The sequence below is a fragment of the Kribbella sp. NPDC050459 genome (assembly GCF_040655315.1).
GTDB lineage: Bacteria > Actinomycetota > Actinomycetes > Propionibacteriales > Kribbellaceae > Kribbella.
The window spans coordinates 39,470-58,453 of sequence record NZ_JBFAJQ010000023.1 but is presented as its reverse complement, the minus strand read 5'-3'; the positions used below and the strand labels follow the sequence as shown (position 1 = coordinate 58,453).

Genomic DNA, 18,984 nt, shown 5'->3' with positions numbered 1-18,984 from the left:
CGGGCACCATCTAGCTGTGGACAAGTTCGATACGAAGATTGCTGTGTTGTTGCGGGACGACCTGGCTGTGTGGCAGCGGTTGAACGTGACCGCGTTTCTGGTCAGTGGGATCGCCGGGACGCATCCGGAGGTCGTGGGTGAGGCTTATGAGGACGCGGACGGCGTGCAGTACCTGCCGATGTTTCGGCAGCCGGTGATGGTGTTCGAGGGGTCCAAGGAGTTCATGGCGACGGCGCACGAGCGGGCGCTCGGGCGAGGAATCGAGCACTCGGTGTTCACCCAGGACCTGTTTGCGACCGGCAACGACCGGGACAACCGGGCCGCCGTGCGGGCGGTGCGGACCGCCGAGCTCGACCTGGTCGGGATCGCGTTCTACGGGCCGCGGAACGCTGTGGACAAGACCTTGAAGGGTGCCGCGAAGCACCACTAGCGAGGGGCGAACTTCGTCCAGGTGGCGCCTCGGTCGGTGCTGAGCACGACCTCGGTGGTGCGGCGCTTCGGCACCTCGAAGCCGTACATCAGGTCGGAGTCGCCGGCCAGGTCGGCGAGGTCGCCGGGGTAGCCGCGGTCCAGCTTCGCGGCGCCGTCGCGGACCCGGTAGAGCCGCGGGCGGTCACCGGCGCGGCCGCCGAGCAGCAGGGCGGTGCCATCGTCGAAGGCGAGCGGCGGCGCGCTGAGGCTGGCAGGCGGGTCCTGGATCGTCGTCCAGTTCGCGCCGCGGTCGGTGGACAGCTCCATCTTCGAGACGGTCTGGCCGTTGGCGCCGACCGCCACCGCGGTGGTCAGCAGCGTGCGCCCGTCGGGGCTGACCGCGAGCCGGCCGAGCTGGTTGTGGCTGTCGAGTGCCCGCGAGCCCCAGGTGCGACCGCCGTCGTCGGTCCAGAGCATGTCCGTCCGGCCGATCCCGCTCAGGATCCAGCAGCGGCCGCTGTCGTCGCAGACCGGCGACCGGGTGCCCCGGGTCTTGAGCAGCCGGACCGAGGACTCCTGCGGGTTCACCACGACGATCGCCCCTGGCACGATCCGGTCGGTGAGGATCTCGTCCTCGTCGAACGTCGAGGTCGGCAACCGGTACCGGAGCCGGGTCAGCACCGGCCCGTCGTACGTCAGCCGGAACATCATCGTCGCGGCGCCGGTCAGCGTGCCCTCGAGCGGCGGTGCGACTGCGATCGCCTCCTTGCCGGCCCGGAGCGTCGCATACGGAACCGGCCACTCGGGGGCGACGGCCCGGGAGCCGTCGCGGTCGATGACGGCGGCGTACCGGCAGTTCGGGCCGCTGGTGCAGTCCGACCAGCCGGCCGCCCAGCGGTTCCGGGTGACCATCGTGACCGACAGCACCTGGGCCCGTTCGGAGTTCACCACCGAGCTGCCGGACCGCCCGGCGGCGGCCGGTGCGATCGCGATCGGCCCGTCGGACGCGGACCGGTGGGACGCCAGGTGCACGACCGCGAGAACGATCGAGGCCGTCGCCGCGAGCACCCCGAGGACGAGGAACGGCGGCATGCTGCGGGGTAGGCCGCAGCGCTCCAGCACCTCCGCCAGGCGACGGTAGTAGCGGTCGGAAAGTTCCCGCAGGCGCGGCTCCACAGTCACCCCCCAAGGCAGAGATGTCCCCGGCGAGGCGGGTCAGGTCGGCGGAGGAATCTTACGCGAGGAGAGGCCCACCCTCACACTCGGCGGAAGATGAGTGCCCGCTTCACTTCCTGGATCGCCTTGGTGACCTCGATACCGCGCGGGCAGGCGTCGGTGCAGTTGAAGGTGGTCCGGCAGCGCCAGACGCCTTCCTTGTCGTTCAGGATCTCCAGCCGCTGCTCGGTGCCCTCGTCACGGCTGTCGAAGATGAACCGGTGCGCGCCGACGATCGCCTGCGGGCCGAAGTACTGCCCGTCGGACCAGAACACCGGGCAGGACGTCGTACACGCCGCACAGAGGATGCACTTCGTGGTGTCGTCGAACCGGTCCCGGTCGGCCTGCGACTGGATCCGCTCCCGGGTCGGCTCGTGACCGCTGGTGACCAGGAACGGCATCACCGAGCGGTACGCCTCGAAGAACGGGTCCATGTCGACGACCAGGTCCTTGAGCACCGCGAGGCCCTTGATGGGCTCGACGGTGATCTCCTTCTCCGGGTTCAGGTCCTTGATCAGGGTCTTGCAGGCGAGCCGGTTGCGGCCGTTGATCCGCATCGCGTCCGAGCCGCAGACACCGTGCGCGCAGGACCGCCGGAACGTCAGCGTCCCGTCCTGCTCCCACTTGATCTTGTGCAGCGCGTCCAGCACCCGGTCGGTCGGCTGCAGCGTGACGGAGTACGTCTTCCACTCGGCCTCGTCGACGACCTCGGGGTTGTACCGGAGGATCTTGACCTTGACGTCCATCAGTACTTGCGCTCCATCGGCTTGTAGCGGGTCTGCACGACCGGCTTGTAGTCGAGCCGGATGTTGACGTTGCCCTCGGCATCGACGTCGCGGTATGCCATCGTGTGCCGCATGAAGTTGACGTCGTCGCGCTTGTCGTAGTCCTCGCGGAAGTGCCCGCCGCGGGACTCCTTGCGGGCCAGCGCGGACACCACGAGCACCTCGGCCAGGTCGATCAGGAAGCCCAGCTCGACGGCCTCCAGCAGGTCGGTGTTGAACCGCTTGCCCTTGTCCTGGACGCCGACGCTCTTGAACCGCTCCTTGAGCGCCTCGATGTCGACCAGCGCCTGCTTCAGCGAGCCCTCGGTGCGGTACACCTGCGCGTTCAGGTCCATCGTGGCCTGCAGGTCGGCCCGGATCGCGGCGATCCGCTCCTCGCCGGCCGAGGTCCGCAGACCCTCGACCAGCTCCACGACGTACGCCGACGGGTCGTCCGGCAGCTCCTCGAAGGACGCGGTCTCGGCGTACTCCGCGGCGGCGATCCCGGCGCGGCGGCCGAAGACGTTGATGTCCAGCAGCGAGTTGGTGCCCAGGCGGTTCGCACCGTGCACGGACACGCAGGCGACCTCACCCGCGGCGTACAGGCCGGGGATCACGTCGTCGTTGTTGGCCAGCGCCTCGCCCTTGATGTTGGTCGGGATGCCGCCCATCGCGTAGTGCGCGGTCGGGAACACCGGGATCTGCTCGGTGTACGGCTCCACACCCAGGTACGTGCGGGCGAACTCGGTGATGTCCGGCAGCTTCGCGTCGATGTGCGCGGGCTCCAGGTGGGTCAGGTCGAGCATCACGTACGCGCCGTCCGGGCCGCAGCCGCGGCCCTCGCGGACCTCGTTCGCCATCGCGCGGGCGACCATGTCCCGCGGCGCCAGGTCCTTCACGGTCGGGGCGTAGCGCTCCATGAAGCGCTCGTTGTCCTTGTTCCGCAGAATGCCGCCCTCACCGCGGGCCGCCTCCGACAGCAGGACGCCGAGCCCCGCGAGACCGGTCGGGTGGAACTGGAAGAACTCCATGTCCTCCAACGGCAGGCCCTTGCGCCACACGATGCCCATGCCGTCGCCAGTGAGCGTGTGCGCGTTGGACGTCGTACGGAAGACCTTGCCGAAACCGCCGGACGCGAAGATCACCGACTTGGCGGAGAACACGTGCAGCTCGCCGGTGGCCAGCTCGTACGCGACCACGCCGCTCGCCTTGCCGTCGGTCATCAGCAGGTCGAGGACGTAGTACTCGTTGAAGAACTCGACGTTCTGCTTGATGCACTGCTGGTACAGCGTCTGCAGGATCATGTGGCCGGTCCGGTCCGCGGCGAAGCAGGACCGCCGGACCACGGCCTCACCGTGGTTGCGGGTGTGACCGCCGAAGAACCGCTGGTCGATCTTGCCCTCGGCCGTCCGGTTGAACGGCAGGCCCATCTTCTCCAGGTCGAGAACCGCGTCGACGGCCTCGCGGCACATCACCTCGGCCGCGTCCTGGTCGACCAGGAAGTCGCCGCCCTTGACCGTGTCGAAGGTGTGCCACTCCCAGTTGTCCTCCTCGACGTTGGCCAGCGCGGCGCACATGCCGCCCTGGGCCGCGCCGGTGTGCGACCGGGTCGGGTAGAGCTTGGTGAGTACGGCGGTGCGGGTGCGCTTGCTGGACTCGAGAGCCGCGCGCATTCCCGCGCCGCCCGCGCCGACGATGATGACGTCGTACTGATGGACCTGCATGACTTCCTTTACTTGCAGACCGACAACGTGCTGTTGGGGTCGAGGCAGGGGTCGAAGGTGAAGATCACCAGGGTGCCGAGGACCACGATCACGATCGCGGCCGTGACCAGCAGGGCCTTCAGCCAGAACCGGGTCTGGTCCTTCTCGGCGTAGTCGTTGACGATCGTGCGCAGCCCGTTCGTGCCGTGCAGCATGGCCAGCCAGAGCATCAGCAGATCCCAGACCTGCCACAGCGGGTTGGCCCACTTGCCGGCCACGAAACCGAAGTCGAGCGCGGTGATGCCGCCGCCGAGCATCAGGTTCACGAACAGGTGGCCGAGCACCAGGATCACCAGCGCGAGCCCGGACAGCCGCATGAACAGCCAGCTGTACAGCTCGAAGTTGGTCTGGCCGGAGCGGTTCCGGCCGCCGCCCTTCAGACTCCTGGAGCGGCTGCTGGACCGGGGAGCCGCGATGTCACTCATCTCAGCCTCCGAACACGTGGGTCAGATGGCGGATGACGAACGGGACGAACAGGACGACCCAACCGACGCCGACGCCGATCATCAGCTGCCGCTGGTAGCGCGGGCCCTTGGCCCAGAAGTCCACCAGGATCAGCCGGATGCCGTTGAAGGCGTGGAACAGGATCGCCGCCACCAGGCCGACCTCGAGCAGGCCGACGACCGGGTTCTTGTAGGTGCCGATGACCTCGTTGTAGGCCTCCGGCGACACCCGGACCAGCGCGGTGTCCAGCACGTGCACCAGCAGGAAGAAGAAGATCCCGACACCGGTGATCCGGTGCGCGACCCATGACCACATGCCCTCCCGGCCGCGGTAGAGCGTGCCGGCTGGTTTGCTGGGCAAACCGTCCTCCGATCGGAGCTCCCGAGCCTGGCGGAATCCAGGCCGATTCGATGCTAGTCCCGCCGCTGACCCCGAAATGTCCTGACAGGTGTGAGATCGGTCGCGTCGGTGGCCCACCGACCCGGGCCCGGAGTGGCCCTCGACGATGGCCCTTCGATGCCCTTGACTTCAACTGAGCTTGAACGAAAACACTGGCGGCTTCCGCTGAGAGGGGAGAGTTACGGTGAGTTTCTGGATCTGTGCGACGTGTGCGGTGGAGCACTCGGAGCAGGTCGAGGTGTGCGCGATCTGTGCCGACGAGCGGCAGTGGGTGCCCGCCGACGGCCAGCACTGGACCACGCTCGAGGAGCTGGCCGCGGCCGGCACCGAGGTCACCATCGACGAGGTCGAGCCGGGCCTGTACGGCGTCCGCTCGAAGCCGCCGGTCGGAATCGGGCAGCAGTCGATGCTGGTGACAACCGCCGAGGGCAGCCTGCTCTGGGACCCGATCGGGTACCTGGACGACGACGCCGTCGGCCGCGTCCGCGCGCTCGGCGACGTGGTAGCGATCGTCGCCAGCCACCCGCACATGTACGGCGTCCAGGTCGAGTGGAGCCACCGCCTCGGCGACGTACCGGTGTACGTGGCGGAGGCGGACCAGGAGTGGGTCGCACGGAAGGACCCGGTGATCCGCACCTGGTCCGGGGAGCTCAACCCGCTACCCGGAGTGACCTTGATCCAGCCCGGCGGCCACTTCCCCGGCAGCGCGGTCGTGCACTGGGCGAACGGTGCCGACGGCAAGGGAGTGATCCTGTCCGGCGACACCATCTTCGCCAACCCGGACCGCACCTCGGTCAGCTTCATGCGCAGCTACCCGAACCGCATCCCGCTGTCCGGCGCCGTCGTCGACCGGGTCGCCCGCTCCCTGGACCCGTTCTCCTACGACCGCCTCTACAACAACTTCGGCTCGGTCATCCCGGTCGACGCCAAAGCAGTAGTCCGCCGCTCCGCCGACCGGCACGCCGCCTGGGTCCGCGGCGACTACGACCACCTGACCTGAGCCGGAGCCGGACGCCCGCCTTGCCGCGGGCGTCCGGCTCACTTGCTCAGGTGCGACCGACCGCGAGCCCGTCGATCTGCACGATCTTGCCGCTGGTGACGGTCCGCACAGTCAGCGTCCCGCTGAACAGCGTGCTCTGCACCGGCAGCCCGAGAACGACCTGGTAGTGCGTCGTCGGGTAGGCCAGGTTGACTGTGGTCAGCAGCTTGTTGCCGGCGTACACCGCGACCGCCCCGCACGTCGGGCACCGGGTCGCGATCAGGAAGAACCGCTTACCCTGCACGGTCCGCGTCAACGCCTTCCCAGACGCCGTCGTCTGCGTATCCGTCCCGAAGTAGAACTTCGACGACGTCCCACGAGCCCACCCGGTCGTTGCCATCGCCATCGACCGGTCGTCCAGTGGCCGCGAGAAGCACCGCTCCGCACTCCAGTCGCCGACGTTCCCGAGCTTGTCCTTGCCCCGCACCGAGAAGCAGTACTCGTACCCGGCCGCCACCGAGACGTCCACCGAGGTCGCCGTGATCCCGGTCCACGGCTGGACGTACGCGCTGTACGCGCCCGCGGACGTCGCCCGCCGGTACCGCACGTCGTACGACGCCACGCCGATCGCAGGCGCCACGTTGGTCGGATCCGTGGCCGTCACGGTCACCTTCGCCGTCGCCGCGACCGACGACTGGTACGCCGGTCCCGTCACTCGGGCTATCGGTCCGATCGCGTCTACCGTCAGCGTCCGGCGAGCCGTGGTGACCCTTCCGTCCGGCTCGGTCGCGGCGATCACCACGTCGGCTTCGCCGGGGCGCAGGCCGCTTACCTGGTACGGCGAGGTACACGGTGCCGCCGGTACGTAGAGGGTGACGGAGCAGATGAACTTTGTGCCCGGGAGCAGCGCGGAGCTGTCGAACGGGATCGAGGTCTGCGGTCCGACGATCTCCGGAGTCGGCGCGATCACCGGACCGAGTCGCTGCCGGGCGATGTCCACGCGTGGGGCGGTGGTGTTGGTGTCGAGTTCGACACCTCCGTGGGTGCTCGGAGTGATGCTGGTGAGCTTGTTCCCGTCGCTCAATGCCAGCAGCGACCGCCCGTCCGGGCTCCAGTCGATCGACCGGACCCTCGAGTCCAAGGTCCTGGTCACCGTGATCGTCTGCGAAGAGAAGTCGGTCAGCTTGACGTCGGACCCGGAGCCGAAGGCGACCTGGTTGCCGTTGGGCGAGACCCGGACCGGCGCGCCGTCCGCGGCAGCTGTCGGCGCCGGCAGCGTAGCGATCCGGGTGCCGCCGGGCGTCGCCTTGATCCGGGCGAACCGGTCGTCACCGTCGAACCGGCGGTCCGAGACGATCAGGGTGTACGCGTCGGGCATCCAGCTCGGGCTGGTCACGTCGCAGGCGATCTTCACCGGTGCGCCACCTGCCGCTGGTACGACGTACACGCAGGGCGTCCCGTTCTCCGGCGACTGGAACGCGATCCGCGAGCCGTCCGGGGACCAGGAGAGATGGGTGATCGGCGCCGTGGACGTCAACAACTTGGCCGGTACGCCGAGTTGGCCGGGGGCGACAAGCCGGGTCCAGAGGATCTGCTCGGTATCGGTCGTGACGTACGCGAGCGCCCGGCCACCCGGCGCGGCCGTGAGCGACTCCTTGGGCGTGACGGAGTTGGAGTCCTGCGGTAGCGGTACGACGTACCCCGAGAGCGTCGATGTGGCGAGCTCTGTATCGGGCCTGCCAATCGTCACGGCGAGCTGGTCAGTAGCCCGGGTCGCCGTCTTCGGCGCGGTCGCCGGTCCTTCGCCGACATCGTTGATCACGGACAGCGCGTACTGCGTGCCTGGTTTCGGGTCGGGCTCCGTGAGCGTGGTCCGGTCGCCCGCTGCCGGGTCCGCCGCGACCTGCTGGGTCGTCTCGACGCCGTTGAGGTAGCGGTGGACGACGTACGCACGGACAGGTGTGCCGCCGGAGACCTTCCAGGTCGGCCAGTCCAGCACCAAACCCGAGTACGTCGGCACGACGCCGAGCCACTCGGGCGCCTTGGGCAGGGAGATCGAGGTGCCTGTCAGGCGGACTGTGCGTGGCTGGACGTTGCTGGACTGCGCGAGCAACAGGGTGTCGGTGAAGTCCCCGTAGCCATACGTGCCGATCGGATCGAAGGTCAGATTCACCGTGCACGACGCACCCGCGGGCAGGGTCCAGCAATCGTCGCGATCCAGCTTCCAGACCGCGGTGCTCTGTGAGCTGAGGGACATGTTGCCGAGCCCCACCGGCTCAGTGCCGGTGTTGGTAAGCGTGAGCGGCAAGCTCTTCGGGGTGCCGACCATGACGCGGCCGAACTCCAGCTTGTCCGGCGCGATCGACAGCAGGCTGTAGCCGACTGCGCTCCGGTAGCGGACCTCGAGCCAGCCGATCGGCTTGGCGCCGGTGCAGGTGCTGATCGCGACTGAGGCGGCGAGCGTCTCGAGCTGTCCGTCGGCCGTATAGGTGACCGCCGTAACGTGCACGGTCGTCGACGAGTCGCAGCTCTGCGTGCCCTGGGTCACCGTGATCGCCGATTGTGATTGCAGACCGTAGTACCCCGGTCCGGCGAAGAACGCCGGGATCCTGATCTTGAGCGAGCCAGCCGTCAGGGTCCGCGAGCCGCCGGCAGGGCCCGACGCGGTGACCGGACCGGCCGTCTCGTCGCGCAGCCAGGTTTCCCCTCCGCTCCGATTCGCGTCGAGGGCGAGTACGTCGATGTCCCCGACCACCGGCGCCTCCGCGACGCGGGTCGCGGTGACCGCGGGGCTGGTCGTGTCGGTGTCGTCGGTGGCGACCACGCGGTAGTCCGCGGTGGAGCCGGGTGCGATGGTGTCGTCGACCCACGTGGTGGTCGCATCGGGCAACGAGCCGCTGACGTCCTGCCAGTCGGCGGCTTGTTTGCGTTCGACCCGGTACGTCGTGGCGCCGACGCTGTCCCAGGTGACACCGATGCCGGTGCGGGTCGGGAAGACCTGGGCAGTAGGCGTCGTGGCGGTGTCTTCGCCGAAGGCGGCGTGGGCGATGAAGGGGATGGTGATGGCTGCCAGGGCTGTGGCCAGGGCAGCGCGGAGTAGGGCGGGTTTGCGGGCGCGACGCATCGAATCTCCAGGGCAGGGGAATCCGGCGCACCCCGAGTAACACCGGCGAGAGGGAACAGGTATCGCGAAAGCGGTCCGGACCGCAAGTTCCCCGGGAGTAGTTGCAGCTTTGTGCAATCAGGCGGCGAGGCGGCTCTGGGCCAGGCGGTGGTGGAGGGTGAGCATGCGGGTGACGCAGGTTTGCCAGGTGTAGAGCTCGGCGCGGTGGCGGGCGGCCTGGCGGCGGTTGGGGTGGTCGGCGAGGGCCAGGACGGCGTCCGCGAGGGCGTTCGGGTTGGCGGGGGCCCAGCGGCCGCAGGATTCGTCGACCAGTTCGCGGGCGCCGCCGGTGTTGGCGGTGACCACCGGGGTGCCGGCGGCGAGGGCTTCGAGAACGGCCAGGCCGAAGGTTTCGCCGGGGCAGACGGACAGGGCGATGTCGGCCTCGGCGAGATGCTTGGCGAGAGTACGGCGGCCGTCGACGTAGCCGTGGAACGTGACCGGGGCGTCGCCGGCGATCTCGATCAGCTCGTCGAGGTGCGGGCCGGTGCCGTAGACGTCCATCCGGACGTTCACGCCGCGGCGGTGCAGTTCGGCGGCGGTGGCGACCGCGAGGTGCGGGCTCTTCTCGCGGGACAGCCGCCCGGCGTGGACGAGTTTGAGGACGCCGTCGTCCGTAGGCGAACCCAGTGACGGGTGGAACGTGTCGAGGTCGACGCCGAGCGGGATCCGGACCAGCGGGGTCGTCACCTCGTCGAACTCGGCGGCCGCGTAGCGCGAGGTGACCACCACGGCGTCGTACGTGCGGCCGAGGATCTTGTACAACGCGGCGACCGTGGCGACCATCCCGAGCTGGCTGTACTTCACGCCGTCCGCGCCCCACCACTGCGTCCCGACGCCGAGCATCCGGCCGGGCCGGAGTACGTCGTTGCCGCCGAGCTGACCGGGACGCGCCGCGCCGAGGGCGAGCATCGCGTCGAGGCGCTCGTGGCTGAACAGCACCGTGCCGATGTCGTTCTTGCGGGCCCAGCGCGCGACCGGGAGCAGCGTCGATTTGTCGGAGATCTCCACCGTGGTGGGCCCGAAGCGCTTGAGGACGTCGATCACGGTCCACGGCGTGGTGATCAGCCGGTACCCGCCGCTCACCTTCGGCGCCTTCACCCGGACGATCGTGCCGAGCTCGGTCTCGACGACGGAGTCCCGCTCGCCCGGCGTGATCACGATCCGCTCGGCGCCGGCCTCGGCGTACCCCCGGCCGATGTGCTCGATCGCGGTCCGCATCCCGCCGGACGTCGGCCCGACGAAGTTGGCCAGCTGGGCGATCCGCAGGCCGCTCATGCAACCCGCCGTACGGCGGCTGCGTCGCGGAGCACCTCGGCGTAGTGCCGATCGACCAGGTCGTCGACGACCGCGGGCCAGGTGCGGGACTGGACGCGGTGCAGGCCGTTGACCGCCATCCGGCCGCGGGCTGACGGGTGGTCGAGCAGGGTCTTCACCGCGGACCGGAGCGACCCGGGCTTGCCGGGCTCGAAGAGCAGGCCGTTCTCGCCGGGGTGGATGAGGTCGAGCGGACCGCCGGCGGCCGGGCCGACGGTCGCGACACCGGAGGCTTGCGCCTCCTGGATCGTCTGGCAGAACGTCTCGTGCTCGCCGGTGTGCACGAACACGTCCAGGCCGGCGAAGATCGACGCCAGGTCGGCGCAGCGGCGCATCCCGAGGAAGGTTGCCGTCGGCAACGCGTGCTCCAGGGCGGCGCGGTCCGGCCCGTCGCCGACGACCACGATCCGGCAGTCCAGGCCGGTCAGCTCCGCGAGCCGCCGGACCTTCTTCTCGGCCGCCAGCCGGCCGACGTACCCGACGATCGGCTTGCCGTCCGGGGAGATCTCCCGGCGCCACTGCTCGTCGCGGTTCGACGGATCGAACAGGTCGAGGTTCACGCCGCGGCCCCAGCGGTGCACCCGCGGTACGCCGCGCTGGACCAACGCGTCGACGGCCGAGGTCGACGGCGCGAGGGTGCGGTCGGCGCGGGAGTGTGTGCGGCTCACCCAGCGCCAGATGCCGCGGTCGGCGGCGGCGTACCAGGGGTACTGGCGGGCGAAGCCGGCGATGTCGGTCTGGAAGATCGCGATCGTCGGTACGCCGAGCCTGCGGGCGGCGCGCAGCCCGTACGCGCCGATGATGAACGGCGAGGCGAGATGCACCAGATCCGGCCGGAACTCGGCCATCGCCCGCTCGATCGACGGGTCCGGCAGGCCGACCGGGTACTCCTTGTACCCCGGCGTCCGGAAGCTCCGGGCGCGCAGGACCGGGACGTCGCCGTAGCTGTCGGGGCCCGGCCCGGGGGCGATGATCAGCAGCTCGTGCCCGCGGGCACGCAGCCGGTCGGCGACGTGGCGAGCCGTGTTCGCCACGCCGTTGATCTGCGGCAGGAAGGTCTCGGCCACCATCACGATTCGCACATCTCGAAGGTTCCTCACCGACCATGAACCCTGGGCGACGCTCTCGTGACACCGCGTCGATGCCCTGGCGACGGCTGCAGGGCCTTGAAGTGTCCTTCAGGTTGCCACCGAGATGTGCTGGGTTAGTCGCACGCGAACTCTGGGGATCCGTTCGTCGGCAGGGCGGCCGGTTGACCGCCCTGCCGACGAATCCGGTTACGGCGTGCCGAACAGGTGTGCCATCGACCGCTGGACGAGGTCGGTGCGCATCGCCTGCGTGGTCAGGCCTTCGGCGCCGAAGCCGAGGTACACCGTGTCCGGTGTGGTCACACCGGCACCCTCGACGAAGGCGGTCGTGGTACGGATCCAGTCGTTCGGGTTCGCCGCCGAGCCAGGTGGCGGACCGGCGACGGTCCAGCCGCCGAGGTCGGTCTCGAACGACGTCGTCACGGTCGTGCCGGCCGTGACCGTGGTGTCGTCGACGAAGGTGCCGAGGCCCTGGGTGCTCCAGTCACTGACGTAGCTGATCGAGAGTTCGACCTGATGCCCGGCGTACGGCGCGAGATCGACCTTCCAGTCCTGCCAACCCGCGCTGGAACCCGTTGCCGCGTTCCAGCTTCCGGTGGTGCCGGTCGGTGAGCAGTCCGAGCCCTGGTAATGCCCGAGCTGTGGATGCAGTGCCACCCAACCGGCCGGGCAGCTCTGGCCGGTGTCCTGCGACGTGTGGCCGTTCAGGTCCGGGAGCGTGGTCCAGTCGTCCTGTCCGACGGTGTGGGCCTCGACGAAGACGTAGTCCCAGTCCGCCTCGGTGTTGTAGGAGAACTTGAACGACAGGGACGGCTGGGTGCTGGCGGTCACGCTGGTCAGATCCACCGTCCGCGTCAGCCGCTTGTAGCTGACGTCCGCGCGCTGGCTGTAGACGTAGTGCGTGCCCGTGAACGGCTCGAACGGCGCACCGCCGGGCCGCTGCCACTTCAGCGGCGCCGAGCTCGCGAACTGCGGGAACTGGGCCGCCGGCAACACACTCGACGTCAGGACATACGCGTTGGTGTGGTCCTGGTTGTTGGCCGAGTCGCCGCCGTTGAGTGTCCCGGCGAACCCGTTGAAGGCGCCGGACGTCCCGGTGATCGGGAACGGGGTCCCGTTGCTGTCGCTGCCGCTGTTGTCGACCTGGGAGTACGCGCCGAGCCAGTACTGCTCGAAGTCGTTCAGCAACGGCAGACACGGGTACGCCTGCGGTGTGGTGCACTCGCCCTGCTGTTCCTCGAACGGGTTGTAGTAGTAGGCGCCGTCCTGGTTGCTGGCGAAGCCGGCGTACTTGCCCGTGTACAGCAGCTTGCCGCCCTCGTTGAGGTAGTCGCGGACCGACAGCTCCAGGTCGAGCGCGAGTTCGGCCGCCGTACCTCCCGGCTGGCCGACCTTGCGCGTGATGATGTCGTTGCCGGTCTCCCACACCACGGCCTTGTAGTGCGACAGCACGCCCAGCGGATGCGGAGCGGTCCGGCTGTTGGCGTCCACGTCGTACACGTCCGAAGTGACTCCGGCCGCGGTGAGCGCAGCGGCGTAGCTAGAGGCGTAGCGAGCTGTCGTCAGTCCTTGCGCCGGGCTGGCGCCGGTGACGTCCTCCGCGGCCAGGATCAGGACCTGTCCACCGATGTCACTGGCCACGTGGTACGTGAAGTGCTGGCTGGAGACGGCTCCGGTTCCCTGCTTGTTGCCGGTGAACCACACCTCGACGGAGTCGCCGGGCTTGGTACGGCGTACGGTGCCGCGGAACTCGGCGTAGTAGCGGTCGCCGGTGTCGCCGTACCGCTCGCCGCCCTTCCACTCCGCGACCTTGTCGTCGATCGCGTCGCCGCCGTTGATCCGGTAGTTGATGCGCAGGTTCTTCAACGCCCGCTTGGCGATCACGGCGACCGGCTGGGTGGTGCCGTACGAGACCGTGAACGGGTCGGCCACCAGGTCGGCGGCCTTCTTGCCGACCACCGAGACCGGGTCGTCCGGGTCGTGCGCCGACTTCGCGACCGACAGCGCGAACGGGATGTTCTTGGTGAACTCGGCCTGGATCAGCGCCTCGTCGTCGGGGAAGCTGAAGACGCTGACACAGTCCTCGGGCAGCCACTGGTCGTTCGGGTTCGCGGCCGACACGGTCTGGCAGGTCGACATCTCCGGCGTGAACGCCATCGTCCCGTACGTGTCCGTCACATGGCCGTCGGTCTCGCCGTTGGTCGTGTACAGCTCGGCCGAGATGTCCGGGTCGTAGCCCGGTACGGCGGGATTCGCGTCGTCGCCGGCCATTGCCTCGGCGATCACGTCGTCCGGCGATGGCGTGCTCACTTGCCAGCCCACGCCGTACAGCAGGAGCTCGGCGGCGGAGTGGTAGTTGATCAGCTCGGTGAAACGGACCCTTTGGAACAGCTGGTCGAGAGCCTTCGACTCCGGCTCGGAGCCTGGGGACGGACCGCGGTAGGTGTCGCTGCTCGGGTCAGGTGACGATCCCTCGTTGTCGTAACCCCACTTGGTTGCCAGGTTGCGGTTCAGGTCGACGCCGTCGCCGGGAGCGATCTGGCCGTCGTTGTTGTTGTCGCGCAGGTTCTTCCTCCACAGCCGGTCGCCGACGAACGTGTAGTCGTAGCCGTCGGGGTTGGCCACCGGCAGGAACCAGAGCTCTGTGGTGTTCAGCATCTTCGTGGTCTCGGCGTTCTGGCCGTACCCGTCGATGACGTAGTGCATCAACCGGCGCACCATCTCGGGCGTGATCCACTCCCGCGCGTGCTGGGTGCCGGAGTACAGCACCGAGGGCCTGGAGCCGTCGGTGACGAGGCGTGCGTCCTTGGTGACCTTGACGGCGACGATCGGCTTGCCCTGCACCGTCGTACCGATCGTGACGAGTTTGGCCAACCCGGGATTCGCGGCCGCCGTCTGGGTCAGCTCTTCGAGCAGTCCGCCGGCCCCGCTGTACGGGCGGAACACCGTCGGGCCGGCCGCCGCGAGCCGTGCGGCCTCCTCGCTGGCGGTGTGTCCCTTCACTTTCTTGACCTTCAGATCGACGCCGTCCGAACGGAGCTTCGCCGCCTGCCGCTCCGAGATGACGACCTCGACCCTCGTGGTGCCGCCGGCGCCCTTCCCGGTGGCGAGGTCGGCCCGGTCGACGCCGGCGTCCACGACCTTCTGCAACTGCTGGGCGTTCAGGTCCCCGACGTACACCTCGAGCCCGTCACCCCCTGGCGCCGGCGCCGCTGTCGCCGCCTGCCCCACGGCCAGTCCCCCCGCTACGACGGCCAGTACCGCGATGAAAACAGAAGTTCTCCGCATGTCGCCCCTCCCCGGTCGACGGTGCATATGGCGGCAGCCTGATGTGACCCACGTCACGAGTCAACAGCTCAGCGCGCGTGCTCGATCTCACCCGGTGGTGCATACCAGTGCGGTGCTGGTTCGGAATACCGTTGGGGGATGAGTCATCGCAGCGAGTCGGGGTTCGAGTTCGCGCCGGTGTACGGACCGCTGGACGGGTTCGACCCGGCGGCCAAGCTCGGCGAGCCGGGGCAGTACCCGTACACCCGCGGCGTGTACCCGACGATGTACACCCAGCGGCCGTGGACGATGCGGCAGTACGCCGGTTTCGGCACCGCGGCCGAGTCGAACCAGCGGTACCACCAGCTGATCGACCACGGGACGATGGGCCTGTCGGTCGCGTTCGACCTGCCGACCCAGATGGGGTACGACTCCGACGCCCCGATCGCGCACGGCGAGGTCGGCAAGGTCGGGGTGGCGATCGACTCGATCGACGACATGCGGGTGCTGTTCGACAAGATCCCGCTGGACCAGGTGTCCACCTCGATGACGATCAACGCGCCGGGATCCGTGCTGCTCCTGCTGTACCAGCTGGTGGCCGAGGAACAGGGCGTCTCCGGGGACAAGCTCACCGGGACGATCCAGAACGACGTACTGAAGGAGTACATCGCCCGTGGCACCTACATCTACCCGCCGAAGGAGTCGCTGCGGCTGATCAGCGACATCTTCGCGTACTGCCAGGCGGAGCTGCCGCGCTGGAACACGATCTCGATCTCCGGCTACCACATGGCCGAGGCCGGCGCGACGCCCGCGCAGGAGATCGCGTTCACGCTCGCGAACGGGATCGAGTACGTCCGGGCCGCGGTCGCGTCCGGGCTGGACGTCGACGAGTTCGCGCCGCGGCTGTCGTTCTTCTTCGTCGCGCGGACGACGTTCCTCGAGGAGGTCGCGAAGTTCCGCGCGGCGCGGCGGATCTGGGCGCGGGTGATGCAGGACGAGTTCGGCGCCCGGAATCCCAAGTCGCTGATGCTTCGGTTCCACACGCAGACGGCCGGCGTACAGCTGACCGCGCAGCAGCCCGAGGTCAACCTCGTGCGGGTCGCGATCCAGGGCCTGGCGGCCGTGCTCGGCGGGACCCAGTCGCTGCACACGAACTCGTACGACGAGGCGATCGCGCTGCCCACTGAGAAAGCCGCTCGGCTTGCGCTTCGCACTCAACAGGTCCTGGCCTATGAGACCGACGTGACGGCGACGGTCGACCCGTTCGCCGGCTCGTACGTCGTCGAGTCGCTCACCGACGAGGTCGAGGCCGCCGCGGTCGAGCTGATGGACCAGGTCGAGGAGTACGGCGGTGCGGTCGCCGCGATCGAGAAGGGCTTCCAGAAACAGGAGATCGAGCGCTCGGCGTACCAGATCGCCCAGCAGATCGACTCCGTCGAACGCGTCGTCGTCGGCATGAACAAGTTCAAGATCGCCGAGGAAGAGCCGTACGAACCGCTCCGCGTCGACCCCGCCATCGAGGCCCAGCAGGTCGACCGCCTCGCCACCCTCCGCGCAACCCGCAACCAGTCCGCCGTCGACGAGGCGCTGGCCGCCCTGAAGAAAGCTGCCCAGGGCAACGACAACTGCCTCTACCCCATGAAACAAGCCCTGAAAGCCCGAGCCACCGTAGGCGAGGTCTGCAACACCCTCAGAGACGTATGGGGCGTATACGTCCCCGCCGACACCTTCTGAACCAACACCTGGACGGCCACCGCCCAAAGGACACCGCGTCGCGGCGGCTGCCTTCTGCCGCCTCCGGCGGGTGCAGATCACGCGTGTTGCGGAGTGCTGCGGCGCCAGAGACTGTGGTGCGGCGGGTGAAGGTCACCGCTTCGCGGCGGCTGTCTTTCTGCCGCCTTCGGCGGGGTGCGCGACGGTGGTGTCGGCCGGAGTGCTGCCCGTGCCGGGGAATCTGGTGCGACGGGTGAAGGTCACCGCTTCGCGGCGGTTGCCCGTTGGCCGCATTCGGCGGCGTGCACACGGCGTCGCGCCGCCGGACAGCGGCGCGCGGAGAATGTAGTGCGGCGGTAAAGGTCACCGCTTCGCGGCGACTGTCTTTCTGCCGCCTTCGGCGGGTGCGGATCGCGTGCTGTTGCTGGAGGGCCGCGGCACCCGGGAATGTGGTGTGACGGAGCTAGGGCGTCGCTTCGCCGGAGTCAACCGCCGGCCGTCGTCGGCGGTAAGTACACGAGAGCTGACCTTCATGGTGCGTAGTGCTTGCAGGGGCTCGGGAAGTCTGGCCCGGCGGCCGGCGAGCTGGAGCGAGTTCCTGTGCTTGACGGCACGGGTGCGCGTCAGACGAAGTCGTTGGAGGCAGGTTGCCCGTGGTTGCGACGTGCTGCTTGTTGTTCCAGCTGAGGATCGCCTTCAACTGATGAGCCGCCACTGGGAGCCCGCCCCAATGTGACAAGCACGTGATGTTACCTTCAAAGAAAGTGATAGGTCATATCGACTCGAAAAGTAACTTCTAGGACGTTACTATCAGAGCATCGGAGGTGAGACTCGTGCGAACCTTGGATGTTCTGGAGTCGTTGGAGCTTCTCGGTTCCAGCCAATGGGGTCTGGTGACTACCGCGCAGGCGCACGAGGCAGGCGTGTCCAAGATGCAGCTCTCTCGCCTCGTCAGCCGCGGCACGGTTCAGCGTGTCCGGCACGGCGTCTACGCGTTGCCCTCGGCCGACACCGGCCCGCTGCAAGGTGTGCGGGCGGCCTGGTTGTCGACCGGCAGTCGGCCGGCGGGTAAGCAGGCGCTGGCTGTGGTGTCTGGTGAGTCCGCGGCAGCCGTACATGGGATAGGTGATCTGCTGCCTGCAAAGTACGAGTTCACCACCGCGGTGCGCAGGCAGACCACGCAACCCGACACGCGGTACCGCAAGCGTGATCTGCCGGAGGACGACGTCACCTGGGTCGATGGCTTTCCGGTGACCACTGTCGCTCGCACCGTCGGAGATCTGGCCACAGGCGGCATCGATTTCGATCACCTGGCCGTCGCCGTACGAGATGCTGTCGCCTCCAAGGGGGTCGTTGCAGCGGCCCTGGTGGAGGTACTCGAGCCGGCAGCCGCCCGGTTTAGAGCTCCCAGTGGCAACGCGCTGCTTCGGGCAGCGCTCAAAGCAACTGGCTTCCGCCCGGACACCTGGCTCCTGGAGCTGATGGCCCCGGAATTGCAGGAGGAGCTGCTCCGCACGCCTCAATTCCAAGACCTCATATGCCAGGCCGTGGCCGAGCACTTCGCCGCCCATCGCACCAGTGAAGCCTGGGAACCAGACCAGCGATCCTGGCAATAGCCGCCGAGGGGTTCAGCTGTGGTGGTTCAGGAATGCGGTGAGGGCTGCGAGGTATTGCGGGCGGTTGTCGCGGCGTACGGAGTGGCCGGCGTGGGGGATGTGTGTGGCGTTGAAGTTGCCGGCGGCTGCTTGGGCGCAGCGTTCGGCGTACTCGGTGGAGATCAAGGAGCCGCGTTCGGTGTCGCCGTGGATGAGGAGGACGGGGCAGGTGATCTGGGCGAGCAGGTCTGTCAGTGGGACCGGGTCCTGGTACGGCAGGTCGAACATGTGCGGGATGAGTTGGGCCTTCGAGATGGCCCAGGGTTCGAGTTCGTCGTTGGGCCAGTCGGGGTCGTTGGCGTGGCCTTGCGCGATCCGCGACGGCAGGTCCAGGGCTCGGATCTCGGTGAGCCAGGGTGGCTCGGACCAGGGTTCGTCCTGCTGGTGGGCATCCGCGCCGCCGGTCGGCGGGTCCTCCAGTACGACTGCGCGGACCAGGTCGGGCCTTGCTGCGGCCAGGTACGCGGCCGACATCGCGCCCATCGAGTGGCCGACGACGACCACTCCGCCGTCGCGTGGCCGGCTCGAGAGTACGAGGGCGGCGTCGTCGCGGAGGGCGGTGTAGCGGAAGGGTTCCTCCGGGAGCCCGGACTCACCATGCCCACGCGCGTCGATCGCGAGCGCGTGGATCCCGGGCATCTCGTTGAGCAGTGGTTCCCAGCACTGCGCGGAGTCCGAGAAGCCGTGGAGGAACGCGACATCGGCGATCGCCTCATCGGTCCGGTACCACGCCAGATGCGCCGCCCTACCTCGCACGTCGAACATGCTTGCGGACATTAGCGCACCACGCCCGCTCAGGCACTGGG

General features: G+C 68.6%; 14 protein-coding genes. 4 read left to right on the top strand and 10 right to left on the bottom strand.

Going from position 1 to position 18,984, the window contains the following annotated elements:
• Window positions 1-16: 16 nt before the first annotated feature.
• Complete coding sequence (locus AB0I12_RS41785) at window positions 17-430, top strand: DUF2000 domain-containing protein (RefSeq protein WP_359941814.1); 414 nt, start codon at window positions 17-19, stop codon at window positions 428-430.
• Here the strand turns inward: AB0I12_RS41785 and AB0I12_RS41780 are convergent.
• The 5 genes from AB0I12_RS41780 to sdhC all read right to left on the bottom strand — a co-directional run bounded on the left by AB0I12_RS41780 (window position 427) and on the right by sdhC (window position 4,957).
• Window positions 427-1,593 carry a hypothetical protein gene (locus AB0I12_RS41780; RefSeq protein WP_359941811.1) on the bottom strand — a complete coding sequence of 389 codons (1,167 nt, stop codon included), beginning with the start codon at window positions 1,591-1,593 and terminating at the stop codon, window positions 427-429. The two genes, AB0I12_RS41785 and AB0I12_RS41780, sit on opposite strands and share 4 nt — an antisense overlap.
• Window positions 1,594-1,667: 74 nt before the next feature.
• Window positions 1,668-2,372, bottom strand: coding sequence for a succinate dehydrogenase iron-sulfur subunit (locus AB0I12_RS41775; protein WP_359941808.1), 705 nt, complete (start codon window positions 2,370-2,372; stop codon window positions 1,668-1,670).
• A complete protein-coding gene (gene sdhA, locus AB0I12_RS41770; protein WP_359941805.1) occupies window positions 2,372-4,114 on the bottom strand; it encodes a succinate dehydrogenase flavoprotein subunit in 1,743 nt (580 codons plus the stop codon). The genes AB0I12_RS41775 and sdhA overlap by 1 nt, the downstream gene beginning before the upstream one ends.
• 8 nt (window positions 4,115-4,122) lie before the next feature.
• Entirely contained in the window at window positions 4,123-4,578 is a 456-nt protein-coding gene (locus tag AB0I12_RS41765; RefSeq protein WP_359941802.1) for a succinate dehydrogenase hydrophobic membrane anchor subunit, read from the bottom strand.
• A gap of 1 nt (window position 4,579) precedes the next feature.
• Window positions 4,580-4,957, bottom strand: a complete 378-nt coding sequence (gene sdhC, locus AB0I12_RS41760) for a succinate dehydrogenase, cytochrome b556 subunit (protein ID WP_359941799.1) — start codon at window positions 4,955-4,957, stop codon at window positions 4,580-4,582.
• A gap of 223 nt (window positions 4,958-5,180) precedes the next feature.
• Between sdhC and AB0I12_RS41755 the strand changes: the two genes are divergently transcribed.
• A complete protein-coding gene (locus tag AB0I12_RS41755; RefSeq protein WP_359941797.1) occupies window positions 5,181-5,996 on the top strand; it encodes an MBL fold metallo-hydrolase in 816 nt (271 codons plus the stop codon).
• 46 nt (window positions 5,997-6,042) lie between these two features.
• On the opposite strand, the gene AB0I12_RS41750 is transcribed toward AB0I12_RS41755, so the two are convergent.
• The 4 genes from AB0I12_RS41750 to AB0I12_RS41735 form a co-directional block, all read right to left on the bottom strand.
• The gene (locus AB0I12_RS41750; protein WP_359941795.1) at window positions 6,043-9,099 is read right to left on the bottom strand and encodes a hypothetical protein; all 3,057 of its coding nucleotides are present in this window, start codon (window positions 9,097-9,099) and stop codon (window positions 6,043-6,045) included.
• A gap of 117 nt (window positions 9,100-9,216) precedes the next feature.
• Window positions 9,217-10,416 carry a glycosyltransferase gene (locus AB0I12_RS41745; protein ID WP_359941793.1) on the bottom strand — a complete coding sequence of 400 codons (1,200 nt, stop codon included), beginning with the start codon at window positions 10,414-10,416 and terminating at the stop codon, window positions 9,217-9,219.
• A complete protein-coding gene (locus AB0I12_RS41740) occupies window positions 10,413-11,537 on the bottom strand; it encodes a glycosyltransferase family 1 protein (protein WP_359941791.1) in 1,125 nt (374 codons plus the stop codon). The genes AB0I12_RS41745 and AB0I12_RS41740 overlap by 4 nt, the downstream gene beginning before the upstream one ends.
• Before the next feature lie 195 nt (window positions 11,538-11,732).
• On the bottom strand, window positions 11,733-14,831 hold the full coding sequence (locus tag AB0I12_RS41735) for a M14 family zinc carboxypeptidase (RefSeq protein ID WP_359941788.1): 3,099 nt from the start codon (window positions 14,829-14,831) through the stop codon (window positions 11,733-11,735).
• A 138-nt stretch (window positions 14,832-14,969) separates the two neighbouring features.
• On the opposite strand from AB0I12_RS41735, the gene AB0I12_RS41730 reads away from it, so the two are divergent.
• Together AB0I12_RS41730 and AB0I12_RS41725 are read left to right on the top strand one after the other, a co-directional pair.
• Window positions 14,970-16,544 (top strand): methylmalonyl-CoA mutase family protein, encoded by a 1,575-nt coding sequence (locus AB0I12_RS41730; RefSeq protein ID WP_359941785.1) that lies wholly within the window; start codon window positions 14,970-14,972, stop codon window positions 16,542-16,544.
• An 812-nt stretch (window positions 16,545-17,356) separates the two neighbouring features.
• Complete coding sequence (locus AB0I12_RS41725; protein ID WP_359941782.1) at window positions 17,357-18,139, top strand: type IV toxin-antitoxin system AbiEi family antitoxin domain-containing protein; 783 nt, start codon at window positions 17,357-17,359, stop codon at window positions 18,137-18,139.
• A 12-nt stretch (window positions 18,140-18,151) separates the two neighbouring features.
• Here the strand turns inward: AB0I12_RS41725 and AB0I12_RS41720 are convergent, their stop codons facing one another.
• Complete coding sequence (locus AB0I12_RS41720; RefSeq protein WP_359941779.1) at window positions 18,152-18,943, bottom strand: alpha/beta hydrolase; 792 nt, start codon at window positions 18,941-18,943, stop codon at window positions 18,152-18,154.
• Window positions 18,944-18,984 lie beyond the last annotated feature (41 nt).